The organism is Marinomonas phycocola (assembly GCF_047525455.1).
Lineage (GTDB): Bacteria > Pseudomonadota > Gammaproteobacteria > Pseudomonadales > Marinomonadaceae > Marinomonas.
Genome location: NZ_JBLIXL010000027.1, coordinates 13,373 through 28,487 on the forward strand (window position 1 = coordinate 13,373; position 15,115 = coordinate 28,487).

12 protein-coding genes and 9 tRNA genes are annotated in these 15,115 nt (G+C 40.4%); 20 read left to right on the forward strand and 1 reads right to left on the reverse strand.

Annotation, left to right across the window (positions count from 1 at the left end):
* Positions 1-94 precede the first annotated feature (94 nt).
* Positions 95-670, reverse strand: coding sequence for a YajG family lipoprotein (locus ACMUMJ_RS14980; RefSeq protein ID WP_414679664.1), 576 nt, complete (start codon positions 668-670; stop codon positions 95-97).
* Between the two features lie 138 nt (positions 671-808).
* Here ACMUMJ_RS14980 and ACMUMJ_RS14985 point away from each other — a divergent pair.
* The 20 genes from ACMUMJ_RS14985 to ACMUMJ_RS15080 all read left to right on the forward strand — a co-directional run bounded on the left by ACMUMJ_RS14985 (position 809) and on the right by ACMUMJ_RS15080 (position 15,087).
* Positions 809-884: transfer RNA gene (locus ACMUMJ_RS14985), tRNA-Glu, on the forward strand.
* Positions 885-935: 51 nt separating this feature from the next.
* Positions 936-1,010, forward strand: a tRNA-Gly gene (locus tag ACMUMJ_RS14990).
* A gap of 64 nt (positions 1,011-1,074) precedes the next feature.
* Positions 1,075-1,150, forward strand: a tRNA-Glu gene (locus tag ACMUMJ_RS14995).
* 51 nt (positions 1,151-1,201) lie between these two features.
* A tRNA-Val gene (locus ACMUMJ_RS15000) sits at positions 1,202-1,266 on the forward strand.
* Between the two features lie 61 nt (positions 1,267-1,327).
* Positions 1,328-1,403 (forward strand) — tRNA-Glu (locus tag ACMUMJ_RS15005).
* A 42-nt stretch (positions 1,404-1,445) separates the two neighbouring features.
* Positions 1,446-1,520, forward strand: a tRNA-Gly gene (locus ACMUMJ_RS15010).
* 62 nt (positions 1,521-1,582) lie between these two features.
* Positions 1,583-1,658: transfer RNA gene (locus ACMUMJ_RS15015), tRNA-Glu, on the forward strand.
* Positions 1,659-1,700: 42 nt separating this feature from the next.
* Positions 1,701-1,775: transfer RNA gene (locus tag ACMUMJ_RS15020), tRNA-Gly, on the forward strand.
* Between the two features lie 62 nt (positions 1,776-1,837).
* Positions 1,838-1,913 (forward strand) — tRNA-Glu (locus tag ACMUMJ_RS15025).
* Positions 1,914-1,964: 51 nt separating this feature from the next.
* The gene (gene pabC / locus ACMUMJ_RS15030; RefSeq protein ID WP_414679665.1) at positions 1,965-2,768 is read left to right on the forward strand and encodes an aminodeoxychorismate lyase; all 804 of its coding nucleotides are present in this window, start codon (positions 1,965-1,967) and stop codon (positions 2,766-2,768) included.
* 13 nt (positions 2,769-2,781) lie between these two features.
* Positions 2,782-3,813, forward strand: a complete 1,032-nt coding sequence (gene mltG / locus ACMUMJ_RS15035) for an endolytic transglycosylase MltG (protein ID WP_414679666.1) — start codon at positions 2,782-2,784, stop codon at positions 3,811-3,813.
* 14 nt (positions 3,814-3,827) lie between these two features.
* Positions 3,828-4,460 (forward strand): dTMP kinase, encoded by a 633-nt coding sequence (gene tmk / locus ACMUMJ_RS15040; RefSeq protein ID WP_414679667.1) that lies wholly within the window; start codon positions 3,828-3,830, stop codon positions 4,458-4,460.
* Entirely contained in the window at positions 4,460-5,398 is a 939-nt protein-coding gene (holB, locus tag ACMUMJ_RS15045) for a DNA polymerase III subunit delta' (RefSeq protein ID WP_414679668.1), read from the forward strand. Before tmk ends, holB begins: the two co-directional genes overlap by 1 nt.
* A gap of 3 nt (positions 5,399-5,401) precedes the next feature.
* Positions 5,402-6,208 carry a TatD family hydrolase gene (locus ACMUMJ_RS15050; RefSeq protein WP_414679669.1) on the forward strand — a complete coding sequence of 269 codons (807 nt, stop codon included), beginning with the start codon at positions 5,402-5,404 and terminating at the stop codon, positions 6,206-6,208.
* A 160-nt stretch (positions 6,209-6,368) separates the two neighbouring features.
* Positions 6,369-8,813, forward strand: coding sequence for a Lon protease family protein (locus tag ACMUMJ_RS15055; protein ID WP_414679670.1), 2,445 nt, complete (start codon positions 6,369-6,371; stop codon positions 8,811-8,813).
* A gap of 581 nt (positions 8,814-9,394) precedes the next feature.
* A complete protein-coding gene (locus ACMUMJ_RS15060) occupies positions 9,395-9,805 on the forward strand; it encodes a cytochrome b562 (RefSeq protein ID WP_414679671.1) in 411 nt (136 codons plus the stop codon).
* 98 nt (positions 9,806-9,903) lie between these two features.
* Positions 9,904-10,245: a hypothetical protein gene (locus ACMUMJ_RS15065; protein WP_414679672.1), complete on the forward strand. Its 342-nt coding sequence runs from the start codon at positions 9,904-9,906 to the stop codon at positions 10,243-10,245.
* Positions 10,246-10,353: 108 nt separating this feature from the next.
* Positions 10,354-11,433: an AraC family transcriptional regulator gene (locus ACMUMJ_RS15070; protein ID WP_414679673.1), complete on the forward strand. Its 1,080-nt coding sequence runs from the start codon at positions 10,354-10,356 to the stop codon at positions 11,431-11,433.
* Positions 11,434-11,569: 136 nt separating this feature from the next.
* Positions 11,570-13,351, forward strand: a complete 1,782-nt coding sequence (locus ACMUMJ_RS15075) for an acyl-CoA dehydrogenase family protein (protein ID WP_414679674.1) — start codon at positions 11,570-11,572, stop codon at positions 13,349-13,351.
* An 86-nt stretch (positions 13,352-13,437) separates the two neighbouring features.
* Entirely contained in the window at positions 13,438-15,087 is a 1,650-nt protein-coding gene (locus ACMUMJ_RS15080; protein ID WP_414679675.1) for an electron transfer flavoprotein-ubiquinone oxidoreductase, read from the forward strand.
* Positions 15,088-15,115: the final 28 nt, after the last annotated feature.

Genomic DNA, 15,115 nt, shown 5'->3' on the forward strand with positions numbered 1-15,115 from the left:
GGCTTTTATCCACATGAAGAGACAAGAGGACTTATTCGCACCTTCCCTAGGTGTTGGCTAAAAAGTTCATTAAAAGATACGTGATTCTTTCGTGTTATTTTAATAAAATACGAATGTTGGAATCATTGAGTAATCGGTTAACGGTTTGTCCTGCTAATTGGTTTAATGACTTTTCTACTTTCTTTTGATCGGGTAACGATCCGTATTCATCTGTTACTTCGGAGCCGTAATTTGCAGAATAAGTTTGATTGCCGCTTTTTAAAGTCGCTTTTAAGTTAAATTGTAATTTTGCAATGGTTTTTAATGCTTCTGTGGTGGTTGTATAGCTTAGCTGAGTTACATCAACCGTCAAAAGGTTTGCAGGTAGCTCTCCTTTATCCAGTTGATAGCCTAGTTTAGTGAGTCCTTCACTTATTTTGGATTTGATGCTTTCTTCAATTTCATTGCTGATTAGTAAATCTGCATGTTCATGAATTGCTGTATCAATTGAGCCGATATTCTTGTCTAAGTAATTAGTTACTTTCACTTTGATTTGATGGCTATTGCTTAGTTGTGCCGATTTTAATTCCACTGATGGGTCTAGGTTTATATGGTGTGTTGTGTTCGCGCAGCCAATAGAAGAGAGAAGGGTTATTGAGAATGCAGTACCGAGAAGGGCTTTTTTAAGCATGTTTTGGCTCCATAAAGCTAATTCATTGGGTTAAATGAGAAAAACTTAATTACTTTAACAGAAAATTGAAAAAAACTGTTGATTTTCAGGCTAGTAACAGTAATATACGCACCCGCTCACACAGCAATATGCATTTACGTCCCATTCGTCTAGAGGTCTAGGACACCGCCCTTTCACGGCGGTAACAGGGGTTCGAACCCCCTATGGGACGCCATTAAGTTAGTATTTTTAAAAGTGTAATGTCAAAAGAAATGTGATGCGATATGCGGGAATAGCTCAGTGGTAGAGCACAACCTTGCCAAGGTTGGGGTCGCGAGTTCGAGCCTCGTTTCCCGCTCCAAATAAAGAATAGTGAAGGAAGGGCATTGGTCTTTCAGTATAACAACCTAGAAATAGGTTTTTATGTCCCATTCGTCTAGAGGCCTAGGACACCGCCCTTTCACGGCGGTAACAGGGGTTCGAACCCCCTATGGGACGCCATTAGTTAAATCGTTTGTTGCTTTAAGGTAATAATCGAAGTATAAAATGCGAGAATAGCTCAGTGGTAGAACACAACCTTGACAAGATTGGGGTTGCGAGTTTGAGCCTCGCTTCAAGTTTAAAAGATAGTGAAGGGTGTTAGTTTTTCACTATTAAAGCCTAGAAATAGGTTGTTATGTCCCATTCGTCTAGAGGTCTAGGACACCGCCCTTTCACGGCGGTAACAGGGGTTCGAACCCCCTATGGGACGCCATTATTAAAAGATTATTGATAAGTCAGCAATTAATAAGAAAATGCGGGAATAGCTCAGTGGTAGAGCACAACCTTGCCAAGGTTGGGGTCGCGAGTTCGAGCCTCGTTTCCCGCTCCAAGTTTAAAAGATAGTGAGGGGTATTGGTTTTTCACTGTTAAAACCTAGAAATAGGTTGTTGCGTCCCATTCGTCTAGAGGTCTAGGACACCGCCCTTTCACGGCGGTAACAGGGGTTCGAACCCCCTATGGGACGCCATTATTAAAAGATTGCTGATAAATCAGTAATTAATAAGAAAATGCGGGAATAGCTCAGTGGTAGAGCACAACCTTGCCAAGGTTGGGGTCGCGAGTTCGAGCCTCGTTTCCCGCTCCAAGTTTAAAAGATAGTGAGGGGTATTAGTTTTTCACTATTAAAACCTAGAAATAGGTTGTTGCGTCCCATTCGTCTAGAGGTCTAGGACACCGCCCTTTCACGGCGGTAACAGGGGTTCGAACCCCCTATGGGACGCCATTTATTTGCGTTAGTATGCTTGGCATTGCAGTTAAATGAAATAATAAACTTATGACAACCTACCTAAATTACACTCTCAATGATTCTCTTCCTCTAAACGATCGCAGTATTTCGTATGGTGATGGATTATTTGAAACACTTTTTGTTGAAAATAACCAAGTCCACAATTTTCCTGATCACCTCCAAAGGTTATCTAGAAGTTGCTTGAAACTAAATATCCCTTTTAACTCTGCGCAGCAAGTCGAATTGTTTGACTTTATTACGAATTTAGCCGCGTCTTTTCATGACCCTCATGTTATTAAGGTTATTGTTAGCAGAGGTGCGGGTGGTAGAGGGTATTTGCCAAATTCGGATGCTTCTCCTACGGTCATCATTTCCACTTCTATTGCTCCTAACTACAGTCAACAGAGTTTGCTTGGGGTGAGTCTAGGTATTTCATCTATTCCTTCTGGTATGAATCGATACTTAGCAGGTATGAAACATCTAAACAGATTGGAAAATGTGATGGCGAAGGGGCGTTTGACAAAAGGCTGTTTTGAAGATGTTATGTTGGATGGTAATGGTTTTTTAGCTGAGTGCATACAAAGTAATCTTTTTTGGTTTAAAAATGAGGTATTGCATACTCCTATACTTAATCAAAGTGGTGTTCAAGGAACGATGCGAAGCCGAGTATTAAGAGAAAATACTCACTTTCCAATTGAGATTGGGAGTTATCTTGTTGGGAGTTTAATGTCGGCTGACGAAATATTTATCACAAATAGTTTGATAGGGGTGGTACCGATAACGAATTTTATCGGTCAATCTCTTCCAATCGGTATTAATACCCGTAAAATTAAAAACATAATGAATTACTGAATTTGGGCTGTAGATGTTTATAGTGACTTGGTTGTGGCGTTTATTGTTGTTGGCGATTATGTTGATTGGTTTGTCCGCTGGGACTTTATATTATGGGGTGACCCAACCTATCATGATAGATGAGCCTATTATCTACGAAGTAAAACCAGGTTATACAACCACTAGAATCGGCTCACAAATGGCCGCAAGAGGTTGGATTCACCATTCTTTATTAATGAAAGTGGCTTCAAGGTTAAATCCTCAATTGGTATTGAAAGTAGGGGAATATGAGTTAACCCCTCAAATGAACATAATTGATGTTCTAAATAAGCTGGATTCTGGTGATGCGGTTCATTATCGTGTGACTCTCTTGGAGGGTAAAACGACTCAAGAATATCTTGAGGCATTATCAGGACAAAAAAATATCGAAATGACCTTGTCTGGGTTATCAAGTATTGAGATTTCAAAAAAATTAGATTTACCTTATCCTAATTCGGAAGGCATGTTTTTTGCTGATACCTACTTGTATTATAAAGGTGATACAGATGCTACCATTTTACTAAGGTCGCATAAAAAATTATTAGAAGAGCTTGAAGAAGCGTGGGGAAAAAGAAACAAACAGACACCGCTTAAGAATTCTTATGAAGCATTAGTATTGGCATCTATCATAGAAAAAGAAACGGGGGCGGCTTTTGAGAGACCACTTATCTCTAAAGTCTTTGTAAACCGATTGAGGAAAAATATTCGGTTGCAAACCGATCCAACAGTGATCTATGGATTGGGTCGTCAATTTGATGGCAACTTAACGAGAGCACACCTCCGTGCTAAAACACCATACAACACATATCGAATTTTTGGTTTGCCGCCCACCCCGATTGCTAATGTCGGTCAAGAATCTATTGATGCCGCTGTCTCCCCTGGTCAAACGGATGCACTTTATTTTGTTGCCAAAGGTGATGGGACGCATGCTTTTTCACGTACTTTACGTGAACATAACAACGCCGTTGCAGAATACCAGCGCTTTAAACGACGTGCTGATTACACTTCTTCCCCAAAACAACAATAGTCTTAAGGAATAGTATGAAAGGCCGGTTTATTTCTTTGGAAGGTGGTGAAGGGAGTGGAAAGTCTACTTGTTTGGCTTACATTCAATCATGGCTTGAAAATAAAAGCATACCTTATTTAACGACACGAGAGCCTGGTGGTACATCGTTAGCAGAGGACATACGTCAGTTAGTGCTTAATGACAGAGAAGAGTCAGTCCATGATTTAACCGAACTGTTATTGGTTTTCGCTTCTCGAGCTCAACATATTAACGAGAAAATTAAACCCGCCTTGGATTCGGGGCTGTGTGTGGTTTCGGATCGTTTTATTGATTCCTCTTTTGTTTATCAAGGTGTTGCCCGTGGTGGTGATATGGATAAAATTCAAACCTTATCGGATTGGGTTGTTAAAGAGTGCCTGCCTGATAGGACGATTTTATTAGATGTCCCCGTCGAAATTGGTCTACAGAGAGTGCAATCTCGCCAGCAATCTGATCGATTAGATAAAGAGTCTGTTGAGTTCCATGAAAAAGTGAGGCAAGGTTTTTTGGAGAGGGCTTATAAGGATAAAGGACGGTTTTCCATTGTTGATGCAAGCCAATCCATAAAGGCCGTTTTAAAGGATATTGATATTGCTCTAAACGCTGCGTTTCATTTGGATAAGTATTAATGTCTTTGCCTATATGGTTGGAAGACGAATATCGCCAGATTGTTGCATTAAAGCAAAGCCAGTCGCTTTCTCATGCTTTGCTAATTATTGGCCCTCAAGGGGTGGGTCAAGAAGTATTATCGAACCTACTTTCAATGGATCTGATGTGTGAGCGATCTTCTTCTGCTTGCGGTGTGTGTCACTCTTGTGAGCTTATGAAGGCGAATACACACCCTGACTATTATCTAGTTGATGGTCGTAAGGACAGTATCAAAGTAGATCAAATTCGGACATTGAGTAAGCAGGTTTCAAAAAAAGCGCAGGTTGGTAAAACCAAGGTATTGCATCTCATGCATGTTCAAAGTATGAATATGAATGCATCGAATGCATTACTTAAGATTTTAGAGGAGCCACCGCAAGGAACATATTTTTTACTGACGGCTTTTCAAGCAGCTAGTTTGTTACCAACGATTAAAAGTCGATGTTTGTTGATTAATGTACCAACACCTAATGAGAATGACGTTCGTCAATGGCTTGCTGATAATTATTCGGATAAAAATTTAGATGCACTTTTTTGGTTGACAACACAACCTTATGAATTGGCGCAATTGTCCGATTCTGGAAAAGATGTGTTTTATCTAGAGTTTCCTGACAGGTTGGAATTGTGCATTGACTTATCATCCAATGTAACCTCTTTTTTAAAAGGTCTTGATAGTAAAAACGTATTGGATTATATCAAAGCCACTCAAGCATTATGTCACCAAAGTGTGCTTTTCTCTGTTTCTCATACTGGTGTTATTGAACACTTAAGCTTATATGAAAAAATGCTTTCTCGTTTTGGTGTGCATAAAATGTTGACACTTTATACATCGTTACAACAACTAAAAGAAAATGTAGGGCGTACAAATTTAAATGCCCTGATGCAATTTAAATATGAAATTAATAAATGGTTTAGCTGACTTATGTTAATAGATACTCATTGTCACTTGGATGGATTGGATTTGTCTCCCTATAACGGCAGTTTAGAGGGTGCTTTGGATGCGGCTGCAGAGCTAGGAGTTAAGCAAATTGTCAGTATTTCAGTTGATCTGGAAGGGGTGCCTAAAATATTAGAGTTTACCGAAAGAGACGGTGTTTATGCCTCTGCGGGTGTGCATCCGTTGCATGCCGAAGGTTTGTTAAAAGATGAAAAACGATTGATTGAACTTGCTAAACATCCCAAGGTTGTTGCACTTGGGGAAACGGGGTTGGACTATCATTATGAATCCGATAAAAAAATGCATAAAGCACAACAGGATAGCTTTGCTTTGCATCTAACGAGTGCTGGCGAGCTGAATTTACCTGTCATTATTCATACTCGTGAAGCAAGGCAAGATACCATACAGTTGATAAAAGATTACGGTAATACGCATTCAGGCGGTGTATTGCATTGTTTTACAGAAACTTATGAAATGGCAAAACAGGCGTTAGAAGAAAATTATTTAATTTCGATTGCAGGAATTGTTACTTTTAAAAACGCAGAAGAATTAAGGGACGTTGTTAGGAAGCTGCCTCTTGATCGTTTGTTGGTGGAAACGGATTCACCCTATCTAGCGCCAATTCCTCATAGAGGGAAAAAGAATGAACCAAAATACGTCGCTGATGTGGCTCAATTTGTGGCGGATGTTAAAGGTGTGCGATATGAAGAATTATTAGAAATAACGGCAGCCAATTTTTATGGTCATTTTAAACGCGCATCGCCATTAAATTTACTCTCGTCAATAGGTTAGTGTCACTTATAAGGTAATGAAACTTTTCAAATTGAAACAGTTTTCAGTGTTTTAATGTGTAAATCGGTTTATATTGAATTTAATAATCCGTTGTATATTTATTCGTACCGCAACTCAATTTTGTTAAATTTGTGGACGAAATGACTTAGGAAGATGATGAATGACATTTACGGTAAGCCCAATATCTCTTGATAAACTCTGTGCAAAAGTCCCTGAGTCTCACCTTGAATTTACAAAGTTGTCCGAGCTGGAGCCATTAAACGGTATTCTGGGTCAGGAGCGTGCTGTCGAGGCGATTCAGTTTGGGGTTGCAATGCAGCGTCCTGGTTACAACATTTACGCGATGGGGGACTCCGGCACAGGGCGTTCTTCTTATGTAATGAGTTATTTAAAAAGCGAAGCAAAAAGACAAGACGCACCTAATGAGTGGGTTTATGTTAATAATTTTGATGACAGTCGTTGCCCTAAAGCAATTGAGTTTGCTCCAGGTTGTGCAAAAGTGTTTGAAGAGCACATCAAAGACGTTATTGATGGATTGATGGTGATCTTTCCTGCGGCGTTTGAGAATCCAACGTATCAACAGCAGAAAAGTGCGATTGACCGTGATTTTAATGAACTGTATGAATCTGCGATTAATAAAGTAGAGAAAGAATCTGTCAAAATCGGCGTTGCTATGTACCGCGATGCATCGTCTGTTAGTTTTGCACCGATGCGTGATGGAAAAGCGTTGGAAGATAATGAATTTGCGGCTTTGTCAGACGAAGATCGCGATGCTTTCCAAAACGGTGTTTCGCAATTGGAGCAACTTTTAAACAATGAGTTATTGATTTTACCGCAATGGAAGCGCGCTACGTATGAAGAGCATAAGTTACTGAACTTAGAAACAGTGAAGGAGGCGCTTGACCCCTTCATGCAGCCTTTGTTTGATTTTTATCAGGATAATGAGCAGGTTTCAGCGTATTTAAAAGAAATGCGGGACGATTTAGATAAGAATATTATTGATCAAATGGTCGATGATAAGGTGACAGAGAACCGTGATGATACTGGAAGACGTCAAATTTATGAAGAACTTTATCTTCCTAACGTAGCAGTAAAGCATGAAATGGACAGTGGTATGCCGGTTGTCTATGACGCACATCCCACTTATCGCAATCTTTTTGGGCAAGTGGAGTACAGCAGTGACCAAGGGATGTTAATTACGAATCATCGCTTGATTCGCTCTGGAAGCCTGCATGCGGCTAATGGCGGTTACTTAATTTTAGATGCTGAGAAGTTGCTAACCGACCACTATTTATGGGAAGCATTAAAGCGAGCTTTGAAAAGTAAAACACTTAAAATTGAGCACCCTTATTCAGATTTAGGGTTGACGAATACAACAACTTTGGCTCCTCAAGATGTGCCATTAAAAGTAAAAGTTGTTTTAATTGGCTCACGTGAAATCTATTACTTGTTACAAGATGCCGATCCGGATTTTCAAGACATGTTTCGTGTATTGGTTGATTTTGATGACACTCTTAAGCGCAATAAAGAGTCAGAAATGGCATTTTCTCGCTTATTGAATGACCGAGTACTGAAAGAAAATTATGCCGATGTTACTCAAGCTGGTGTTGCGACATTAATTGAGTACAGCAGTCGCCTTGCAGAACATCAAAAAGAGATGTCGGCTCGTATTGGCGACGTTTTTGAATTGTTAGGTGAAGCCGATTTTATTCGTCAATTAGCCAAAGATGAACTGACTACGGATATTCATATTAAACGAGCTCTGAAGGCTAAGAAGCACCGCACCGGGCGTGTGAGTGAAAAGATCATCGAAGAGATTGTCGATGGTACCGTGTTGCTTGAAAGCGATGGTATGGCCGTTGGTAAAATAAATGGTTTGACTGTAATGCAGATTGGCGATAGTAGCTTTGGTGCGCCAGCAAGAATTTCAACCACTGTTTACCCCGGCGGTAAGGGTATCATTGATATAGAAAGGGAGTCTAACCTTGGGCAAAATATTCACTCTAAAGGGGTGTTAATATTGTCGGGGTATTTGGGAAGTAAATACGCGCAGCGATTCCCACTAGAGATTTCGGCTTCTATTGCCATGGAGCAAAGTTACGGTTACGTAGATGGAGACAGTGCTTCTACGGCTGAGTTGTGTTGTTTACTATCGGCTTTGATACAGGTGCCTTTGCGTCAAGATTTGGCGATTACGGGGTCATTGAACCAATACGGTGAAGTGCAAGCAATTGGTGGAGTGAATGAGAAGATTGAGGGATTCTTCAATGTATGTAACGCCAGAGGGTTGACTGGCACCCAGGGTGTTATCATTCCGAAATCCAATGCGAATAATTTGATGCTGTCTGACGAAGTTCTAGACGCTGTATCGAAAGGTAATTTCTCTATTTACGCTATTGCAACAGCTGATGAAGCGCTTAACTTATTAACTGGAATTGAAGCAGGCAGTATTGATGCGGAGGGAGAGTACCCTGAAGGCAGTATCAACGCCCGAGTGATTCAAAAACTTGAAGAAATTTCTAAATTAGGTGAAGAAGAGGAAGAAGACGACTCAGAAGAGAAAGAAGTCAAAAAAGACAAGTCAGACTCTGTATCTAAGAAGTGATCGATTTTATTCTTGAATTGAAGAAACGTAAAGTAAGACATTAAGCTCATAATAAATTAATGCACCTTCCTTAATATATTGTGAGTTTTTTAATATTTGCCATTGGTGCGTTTAATAAGAGTAGCATTACACTGTGCGTCGACGTTTGAAAAGACGGTATAATATAAATCCTCCGACTTGATGTAGCTCGCGACTTCTTTAACTCCACTAGGGTGATGTTTTTTAAGTACTCTAGCGGGTAAGAACACTTCTCCGGGAAGGAGAGTCAATGATTTTTCGTTTGCCGCTTTTATACTGTCTAAGTCTCGGCATTCAGCATAAGAGAGGTTTGCTAAGCAACAGAGGATAATAAGAAGTGTGCATTTTGTTGGTATTGAATGTAATTTCATAAGTCAAAGATAGACGCTGTAAGCCTTATTGTCATCCATATTTTGTACCTGAGAAAAATAAATTATTAAAATACTTTCATTCTTGAAAAAGTGATGTAAAGACCGTTAACTTATTTAAAGTAATGGCTTACATTTTGCCGATACCCTACAAAGAGACTATACGTAATGTTGAATTGCAGAACTGTTCTAGTAATGTCTATACTGACTGCCTCCCTTAGTGTTCCTGTGTTTGCTCATACTGATTGCGATGCGACGAAACTACATGATTACATGGAAGATATGAAAACCGACTTAAAGTCTCTATCGTTTGAAATCCGTACGGGCAATACGGAAAACGCTCTAACTAGAATTGATTCAATCCAGAATTATTTGATGCTTTCTAGAGATGAAATGCCTTATCTTTTTAATCATAAAGAACTATTAGATGATGAGTTAACAAAGCGTAAGGCAGATTATCAAAATGCGATTGATAAAACATCCGATGTGTTTGCAGAATTGAAAGTGGCGATTACGGATGGCGATCAAGCGAAAATAAAAAGTTTAATTAAAAAAGTGGGTAAATTGCGTAAAGTGGGACATCGTACTTTTCAATATGAGTGCTAATGTCCTCTTAATTTGAAGAGATTTTTTTGAGCGGTCAAAGTACAGTGACGGAGCGGTTTAAGGCTGCTACAATTCACCTGTATAAGAGTGAGGAAATCATGGCACGATCAAAAAAAACGCGCACAATGCGTGGAAAATTAGGTAAAACGGGTACTAAAGAGATGATGAAAGAGCAGCGTAAAGCTCAGAAATCAAAAGAGCTTCGCCGTTTTCATGTTAAAAAATCGCAATTACGTAAAGAGCAGGCACAAAAAAAGCTTGCTAGACTGGGATTGTTACCTGAAGTAGAGGACAAGGCGCCAGCACAACGACCCAGACGATTTACTTATGTACCGCCAGTGATGGAAAAAGAATCTGAAAATATTGAGTCTCAGGAAGAAAGTAATACCGAAGAGTTAACCACGAATGATTTAATGAATGCGTTTTCTGAAACCTTTTAAGGTATCTAAGAAATGCGATTATACGTTCGTTTTCAAAAAAGGCTGCCTTCGCAGCCTTTTTTATTGTGCGCTTTTTAAATAATTTAATTGTTATCAAAGAGAGTTATTATGAATGTAAAAGCCTTTGTTCCTATGTCCAGTGTCCATTTTTTATTAAAGGCTCTCGAGGATCAAGGTGTGGATAGCGCAGAGTTGTTGTCCTCGTTGGATATTTCTAAGAAAGATGTTGAATTTGGAAATTCATTTCCGGCGCATAAATATGGTCTGCTGTACCAACATATAATGTTTCTTGTGCAAGATGAATCATTTGGTATGTTAAGTGGTGGAAAGGTGCCAAATGGGACGTTTAGAATGATGTGTTTGTGTATCATTCATGCGCGTTCTCTTGCGCATTCTCTGTATCGGTGTAGTGATTTTTACGAGATATGTCGAGGCCCGATTATTAAGCCAGTATTAATTAAAAAGGGCCGTTATGCCATGGTCACATTTGCCCCTTTGGACTCTGCTTCTGTAGAAGATGTAGAAAATTTAATGAAGACCGAGTCAAAAGAGCGTTTCAGAACAACGCTTTCTATGTGGCATCATTTTATCAGTTGGTTGATTGGGCGTCGCTTATCTTTAAAGGCGGCGTATTTTACCTGTGATCGTCCTGATGATTTGGAATATTACAAAACGCTTTTCCAATCAGAAGTTAAATTTGGCCAACATGCTAATGCATTGGTCTTTCCTGCTAGCTATCTTGACTTGCCAGTAGTTCAAACGGAAGAAAGCCTGCGTGGTTTTTTGAAAACAGCACCGTATCAATTGTTGGTGATGGTCGATAATGACAACAGTTTGAAATCACAAGTAATGTCTATGCTTGGTAAAGATTTCTCACGAGATGTTTTGAGTGCGGATGAAGTTGCGTCTGCTCTGAGCATGAGTGTATCGACTCTGCGTAGAAGACTAAATGATGAAAATACCTCCTATCAGCAAATCAAAGATGAGTGTCGGAAAGAGGCCGCAATCACATACATGAATGCGCCGCAGTTGAGTATCAGTGATATAGCTTCCTTGATGGGGTTTGAAGAGCCGTCTGCCTTCTTTCGGTCTTTTAAAAAGTGGACGGGAGTAACGCCAGGTGAATACAGAAAAAATGAAGAATATTTAAAATTTGAAAAAGGATTTAAAGAAGTCAGTACAGGGTGAGTGTTGTAAAAAATAATCAGGTTTGGATGATTTTGTCATTAATTTAGAGGAAAAGTGTTATTGAGTGAATGGGTTGCGCAAGTCACTATACGGAATACACATTTTTCTATCGCTATAGAGTCGGAGAATAAAAGGTATGAGTGATTACCGCTACCCACTTAATGATATTACGTTTAGTTTACTTCACGTTGCAGGCTTTTCTCGATTAAATACATTATTAGAAGATGACATTTCTGAGGATCTAATCGACGCCATTTTAAATGAAGCAGGTAAGCTTTGTGAGCAAGTTATTGCACCGATTAATCATTCTGGCGATCAAGAAGGATCCGTGATTGTTGATGGTGAGGTGCATGAAGCAAAAGGCTTCAGAGAGGCATTTGATGCTTATGTTGAGGGTGGCTGGGGAGGCTTGTCCGGATCTGAAGAATACGGTGGTCAAGGTTTGCCCTTTAGTTTGTCTGCGGCCGTCAGTGAAGGTGTTCAGTCAGCGAACTTGGCTTTTTCTCTTTGCCCTTTGCTTAATCAAGGAGCCATTGAAGCCATTGAAACTCATGCAAATGAATCCTTAAAATCACTGTATTTACCAAAAATGATCAGTGGTGAATGGGTGGGTTCGATGAATTTAACCGAGCCAGCTGCGGGTTCTGACCTTGCAGCTATCCAAACGAAAGCGATTCCTGATGGTGATCAGTACCGCATATTTGGACAAAAAATATTCATCACATGGGGAGATCATCAAATGACAGAGAACATTGTCCATTTGGTGTTAGCCCGGCTGCCGGATGCACCTGAGGGTGTGAAAGGTATTTCTCTGTTTATTGTGCCTAAGTTTTTATTAGATCAAGAAGGGAACCTCGCTACCAGAAACGATGTTGTCCCTGTTTCCGTTGAGAAAAAATTGGGGATTCACGCCTCGCCAACCTGCATAATGAGTTTTGGGGATAATGATGGCGCAATTGGTTATCTTGTTGGACAAGAAAACCGTGGGTTAATGGCGATGTTCACCATGATGAATAACGCCCGTCAAGGTGTGGGGTTACAGGGGTTAGCTATTTCTGAAAGGGCCTACCAGCAGGCACTTGATTATGCGAGAGAACGTAAACAAGGAATAAGTGCCGATCGCAGTCGTAAAGTCGAAATAATAGAGCATCCAGACGTACTGCGAATGCTTATGATGATGAAAAGCCAGATTGATGCCATGCGCTCTTTGGTTTATACCGCTGCGGTTGAAATTGATTTAGCGAATTTGACAGAAGAAGAGCAGCAGGCAAAGCACGCAGAACGCTGTAGTATTTTCACTCCAATTGTAAAAGGTTGGATTACTGAGCAAGCTCAAGAAGTCACCTCGCTGGCGATTCAGGTTCACGGTGGTGTTGGCTTTATTGAAGAAACTGGTGTGGCACAGCATGCACGCGATGCGCGAATATTGCCTATTTATGAAGGTACCAATGGCATTCAGGCTCTGGATCTTATTGGCAGAAAGCTTCAAGGTGATCAGGGAGAGGGTGTTAGAAGTTTGTTAAAGGATATAACAAGCGAACTTTCTATGCTGGAAAAAAGTTCTGAAGTCGACAGTTTGTTGGTAAATATAAGTTGTGTTAAACGTGTTTTACAGGACGTTGATCGTGCACAAGGTGTCTGTCTTGAACGAATGAATAAGGACTCGGTTACTGCTACTGGATCGGCTTATTCGCTCATGATGCTGATGGGGTATGCGCTGGGTGGATGGCTGCAAGTGAAGGCTCAAGCAAAGGCTCTGACTTCAGATGTATTGTCTGATGTGCAAAAAGCCTCTTGGAATCAATCGGTTGATTTTTATTGCCAGCATATTTTGCCTCGCACAACGGGTTATTATCAGGCTATTATGTCAGGTAACGAATCCATATCATCTTTATCGACATCCAGTTTTTTTCGATAGAAATCGATATGAAAGTACAGTGTTATGTACCTTATAAAAATAATTGATCCCATGATTTAGTGGACTTTGCCTGTGTTGGAGGGGATATGTTAGAGCGTGAAGTGATGGAATTTGATGTGGTTATTGTTGGCGGTGGCCCAGCAGGCCTGTCTTCTGCTTGCCGTATAATGCAATTAGCTCAAGAGCAAGAAAAAGAGGTCAGTGTGTGTTTGGTTGAAAAAGGCTCGGAAGTTGGCGCTCATATTTTATCCGGCGCCGTAGTTGATCCGATTGCCTTAAATGAACTGTTCCCCAATTGGAAAGAAATGGGGGCACCACTAAATACGCAAGTGAATGTTGATGAATTGCATTGGTTGCATGATGATCAAGTCAGTCGTCAGTTTTCTAATTGGATGATCCCTCAAACAATGCATAATGAAGGCAATTACGTTATTAGCCTTGGTAATTTGTGTCGTTGGTTAGCTGAGCGAGCTGAAGAACTTGGCGTGGAGATTTTTCCAGGGTTTAGTGCAGCTTCTGTTGCGTATGATGAGAATGGCCATGTGGAAGGAATCATTACAGGAGACATGGGTGTTGCGGCGGATGGGGCTGAAAAAGACGGTTACATGCAAGGTATGTTGCTGAAAGCAAAATACACCGTCTTTGCTGAAGGGTGCCGAGGGCATCTTGGTAAGCAATTGATTCAGCATTTTTCATTAGATAAACATTCTGATCCACAACATTATGGATTGGGTATTAAAGAATTGTGGGACGTGCCAGCAGAGCAAAGTAAGCCGGGTACGGTCATTCATACCGCGGGTTGGCCACTAGGCAGTGAAGCTGGCGGCGGTGGTTTTTTATATCATTTAGAAAATAACCAAGTAGTGGTTGGACTGATTACCGACCTAAACTATAAGAACCCTTTTTTGAGCCCATACGACGAGTTTCAGCGTTATAAGCACCATCCGTTAATTTCCACACATTTAAAAGGTGGTAAGCGGGTTTCTTATGGTGCAAGAGCTATCGCGAAAGGTGGATTACGTTCTCTTCCTGAGATGGTGTTTGAAGGAGGAGTATTAATTGGTTGTGATGCGGGGACGTTGAACCCTGGCAAAATTAAAGGCACTCACACGGCAATGAAAACAGGCATTCTTGCAGCAGAATCAATCGTTTCTGCTTTATCAACTGAGAACGCAGAGAAGAAACTGACTGACTTCAAAGAGGCGTTTGACGCGTCTTGGGTAGGTGAAGAGCTACAGAAAACACGTAACTTTGTCCCTGTCATGCATAAGTTAGGTACTTTCTTTGGCGGTGCTTATAATTGGGTGGATCAAAACTTATGTTCGGGTGCATTGCCCTTCAATTTTACGGATGTTATTCCAGACTACGCTACTCTTGAGGCGGCAGAAAAGCATCAAAAAATTGATTACCCAAAACCAGATGGTCTCTTAAGTTTTGATAAATTGTCTTCGGTTTTCTTATCAAATACCAATCACGAGGAAGATCAGCCAAGCCATTTGCAGTTGAAAGATGCCAATGTGCCAATACAGCAAAATTTACCTAAGTACGCAGAACCTGCCCAACGGTATTGCCCTGCTGGGGTTTATGAAGTCGTTGAAAAAGACAATGAATCAATATTTCAAGTAAATAGTCAAAACTGCATACATTGCAAAACGTGTGATATTAAAGATCCTGCACAAAATATTACGTGGGTGACTCCGGAAGGTTCAGGTGGTCCTAATTATCCAAATATGTAATGTATGATTTTTTATATTACTGTCGTTT

What these genes read in the sequence shown, in the direction of transcription:
- mltG (WP_414679666.1), top strand. Translation starts at nt 2,782, where the DNA reads ATGTTTATAGTGACTTGGTTGTGGCGTTTATTGTTGTTGGCGATTATG.
- ACMUMJ_RS15055 (WP_414679670.1), top strand. Translation starts at nt 6,369, where the DNA reads ATGACATTTACGGTAAGCCCAATATCTCTTGATAAACTCTGTGCAAAA.
- ACMUMJ_RS15065 (WP_414679672.1), top strand. Translation starts at nt 9,904, where the DNA reads ATGGCACGATCAAAAAAAACGCGCACAATGCGTGGAAAATTAGGTAAA.
- ACMUMJ_RS15070 (WP_414679673.1), top strand. Translation starts at nt 10,354, where the DNA reads ATGAATGTAAAAGCCTTTGTTCCTATGTCCAGTGTCCATTTTTTATTA.
- holB (WP_414679668.1), top strand. Translation starts at nt 4,460, where the DNA reads ATGTCTTTGCCTATATGGTTGGAAGACGAATATCGCCAGATTGTTGCA.
- tmk (WP_414679667.1), top strand. Translation starts at nt 3,828, where the DNA reads ATGAAAGGCCGGTTTATTTCTTTGGAAGGTGGTGAAGGGAGTGGAAAG.
- ACMUMJ_RS15050 (WP_414679669.1), top strand. Translation starts at nt 5,402, where the DNA reads ATGTTAATAGATACTCATTGTCACTTGGATGGATTGGATTTGTCTCCC.
- ACMUMJ_RS15075 (WP_414679674.1), top strand. Translation starts at nt 11,570, where the DNA reads ATGAGTGATTACCGCTACCCACTTAATGATATTACGTTTAGTTTACTT.
- pabC (WP_414679665.1), top strand. Translation starts at nt 1,965, where the DNA reads ATGACAACCTACCTAAATTACACTCTCAATGATTCTCTTCCTCTAAAC.
- ACMUMJ_RS14980 (WP_414679664.1), bottom strand. Translation starts at nt 670, where the DNA reads ATGCTTAAAAAAGCCCTTCTCGGTACTGCATTCTCAATAACCCTTCTC.
- ACMUMJ_RS15060 (WP_414679671.1), top strand. Translation starts at nt 9,395, where the DNA reads ATGTCTATACTGACTGCCTCCCTTAGTGTTCCTGTGTTTGCTCATACT.
- ACMUMJ_RS15080 (WP_414679675.1), top strand. Translation starts at nt 13,438, where the DNA reads ATGTTAGAGCGTGAAGTGATGGAATTTGATGTGGTTATTGTTGGCGGT.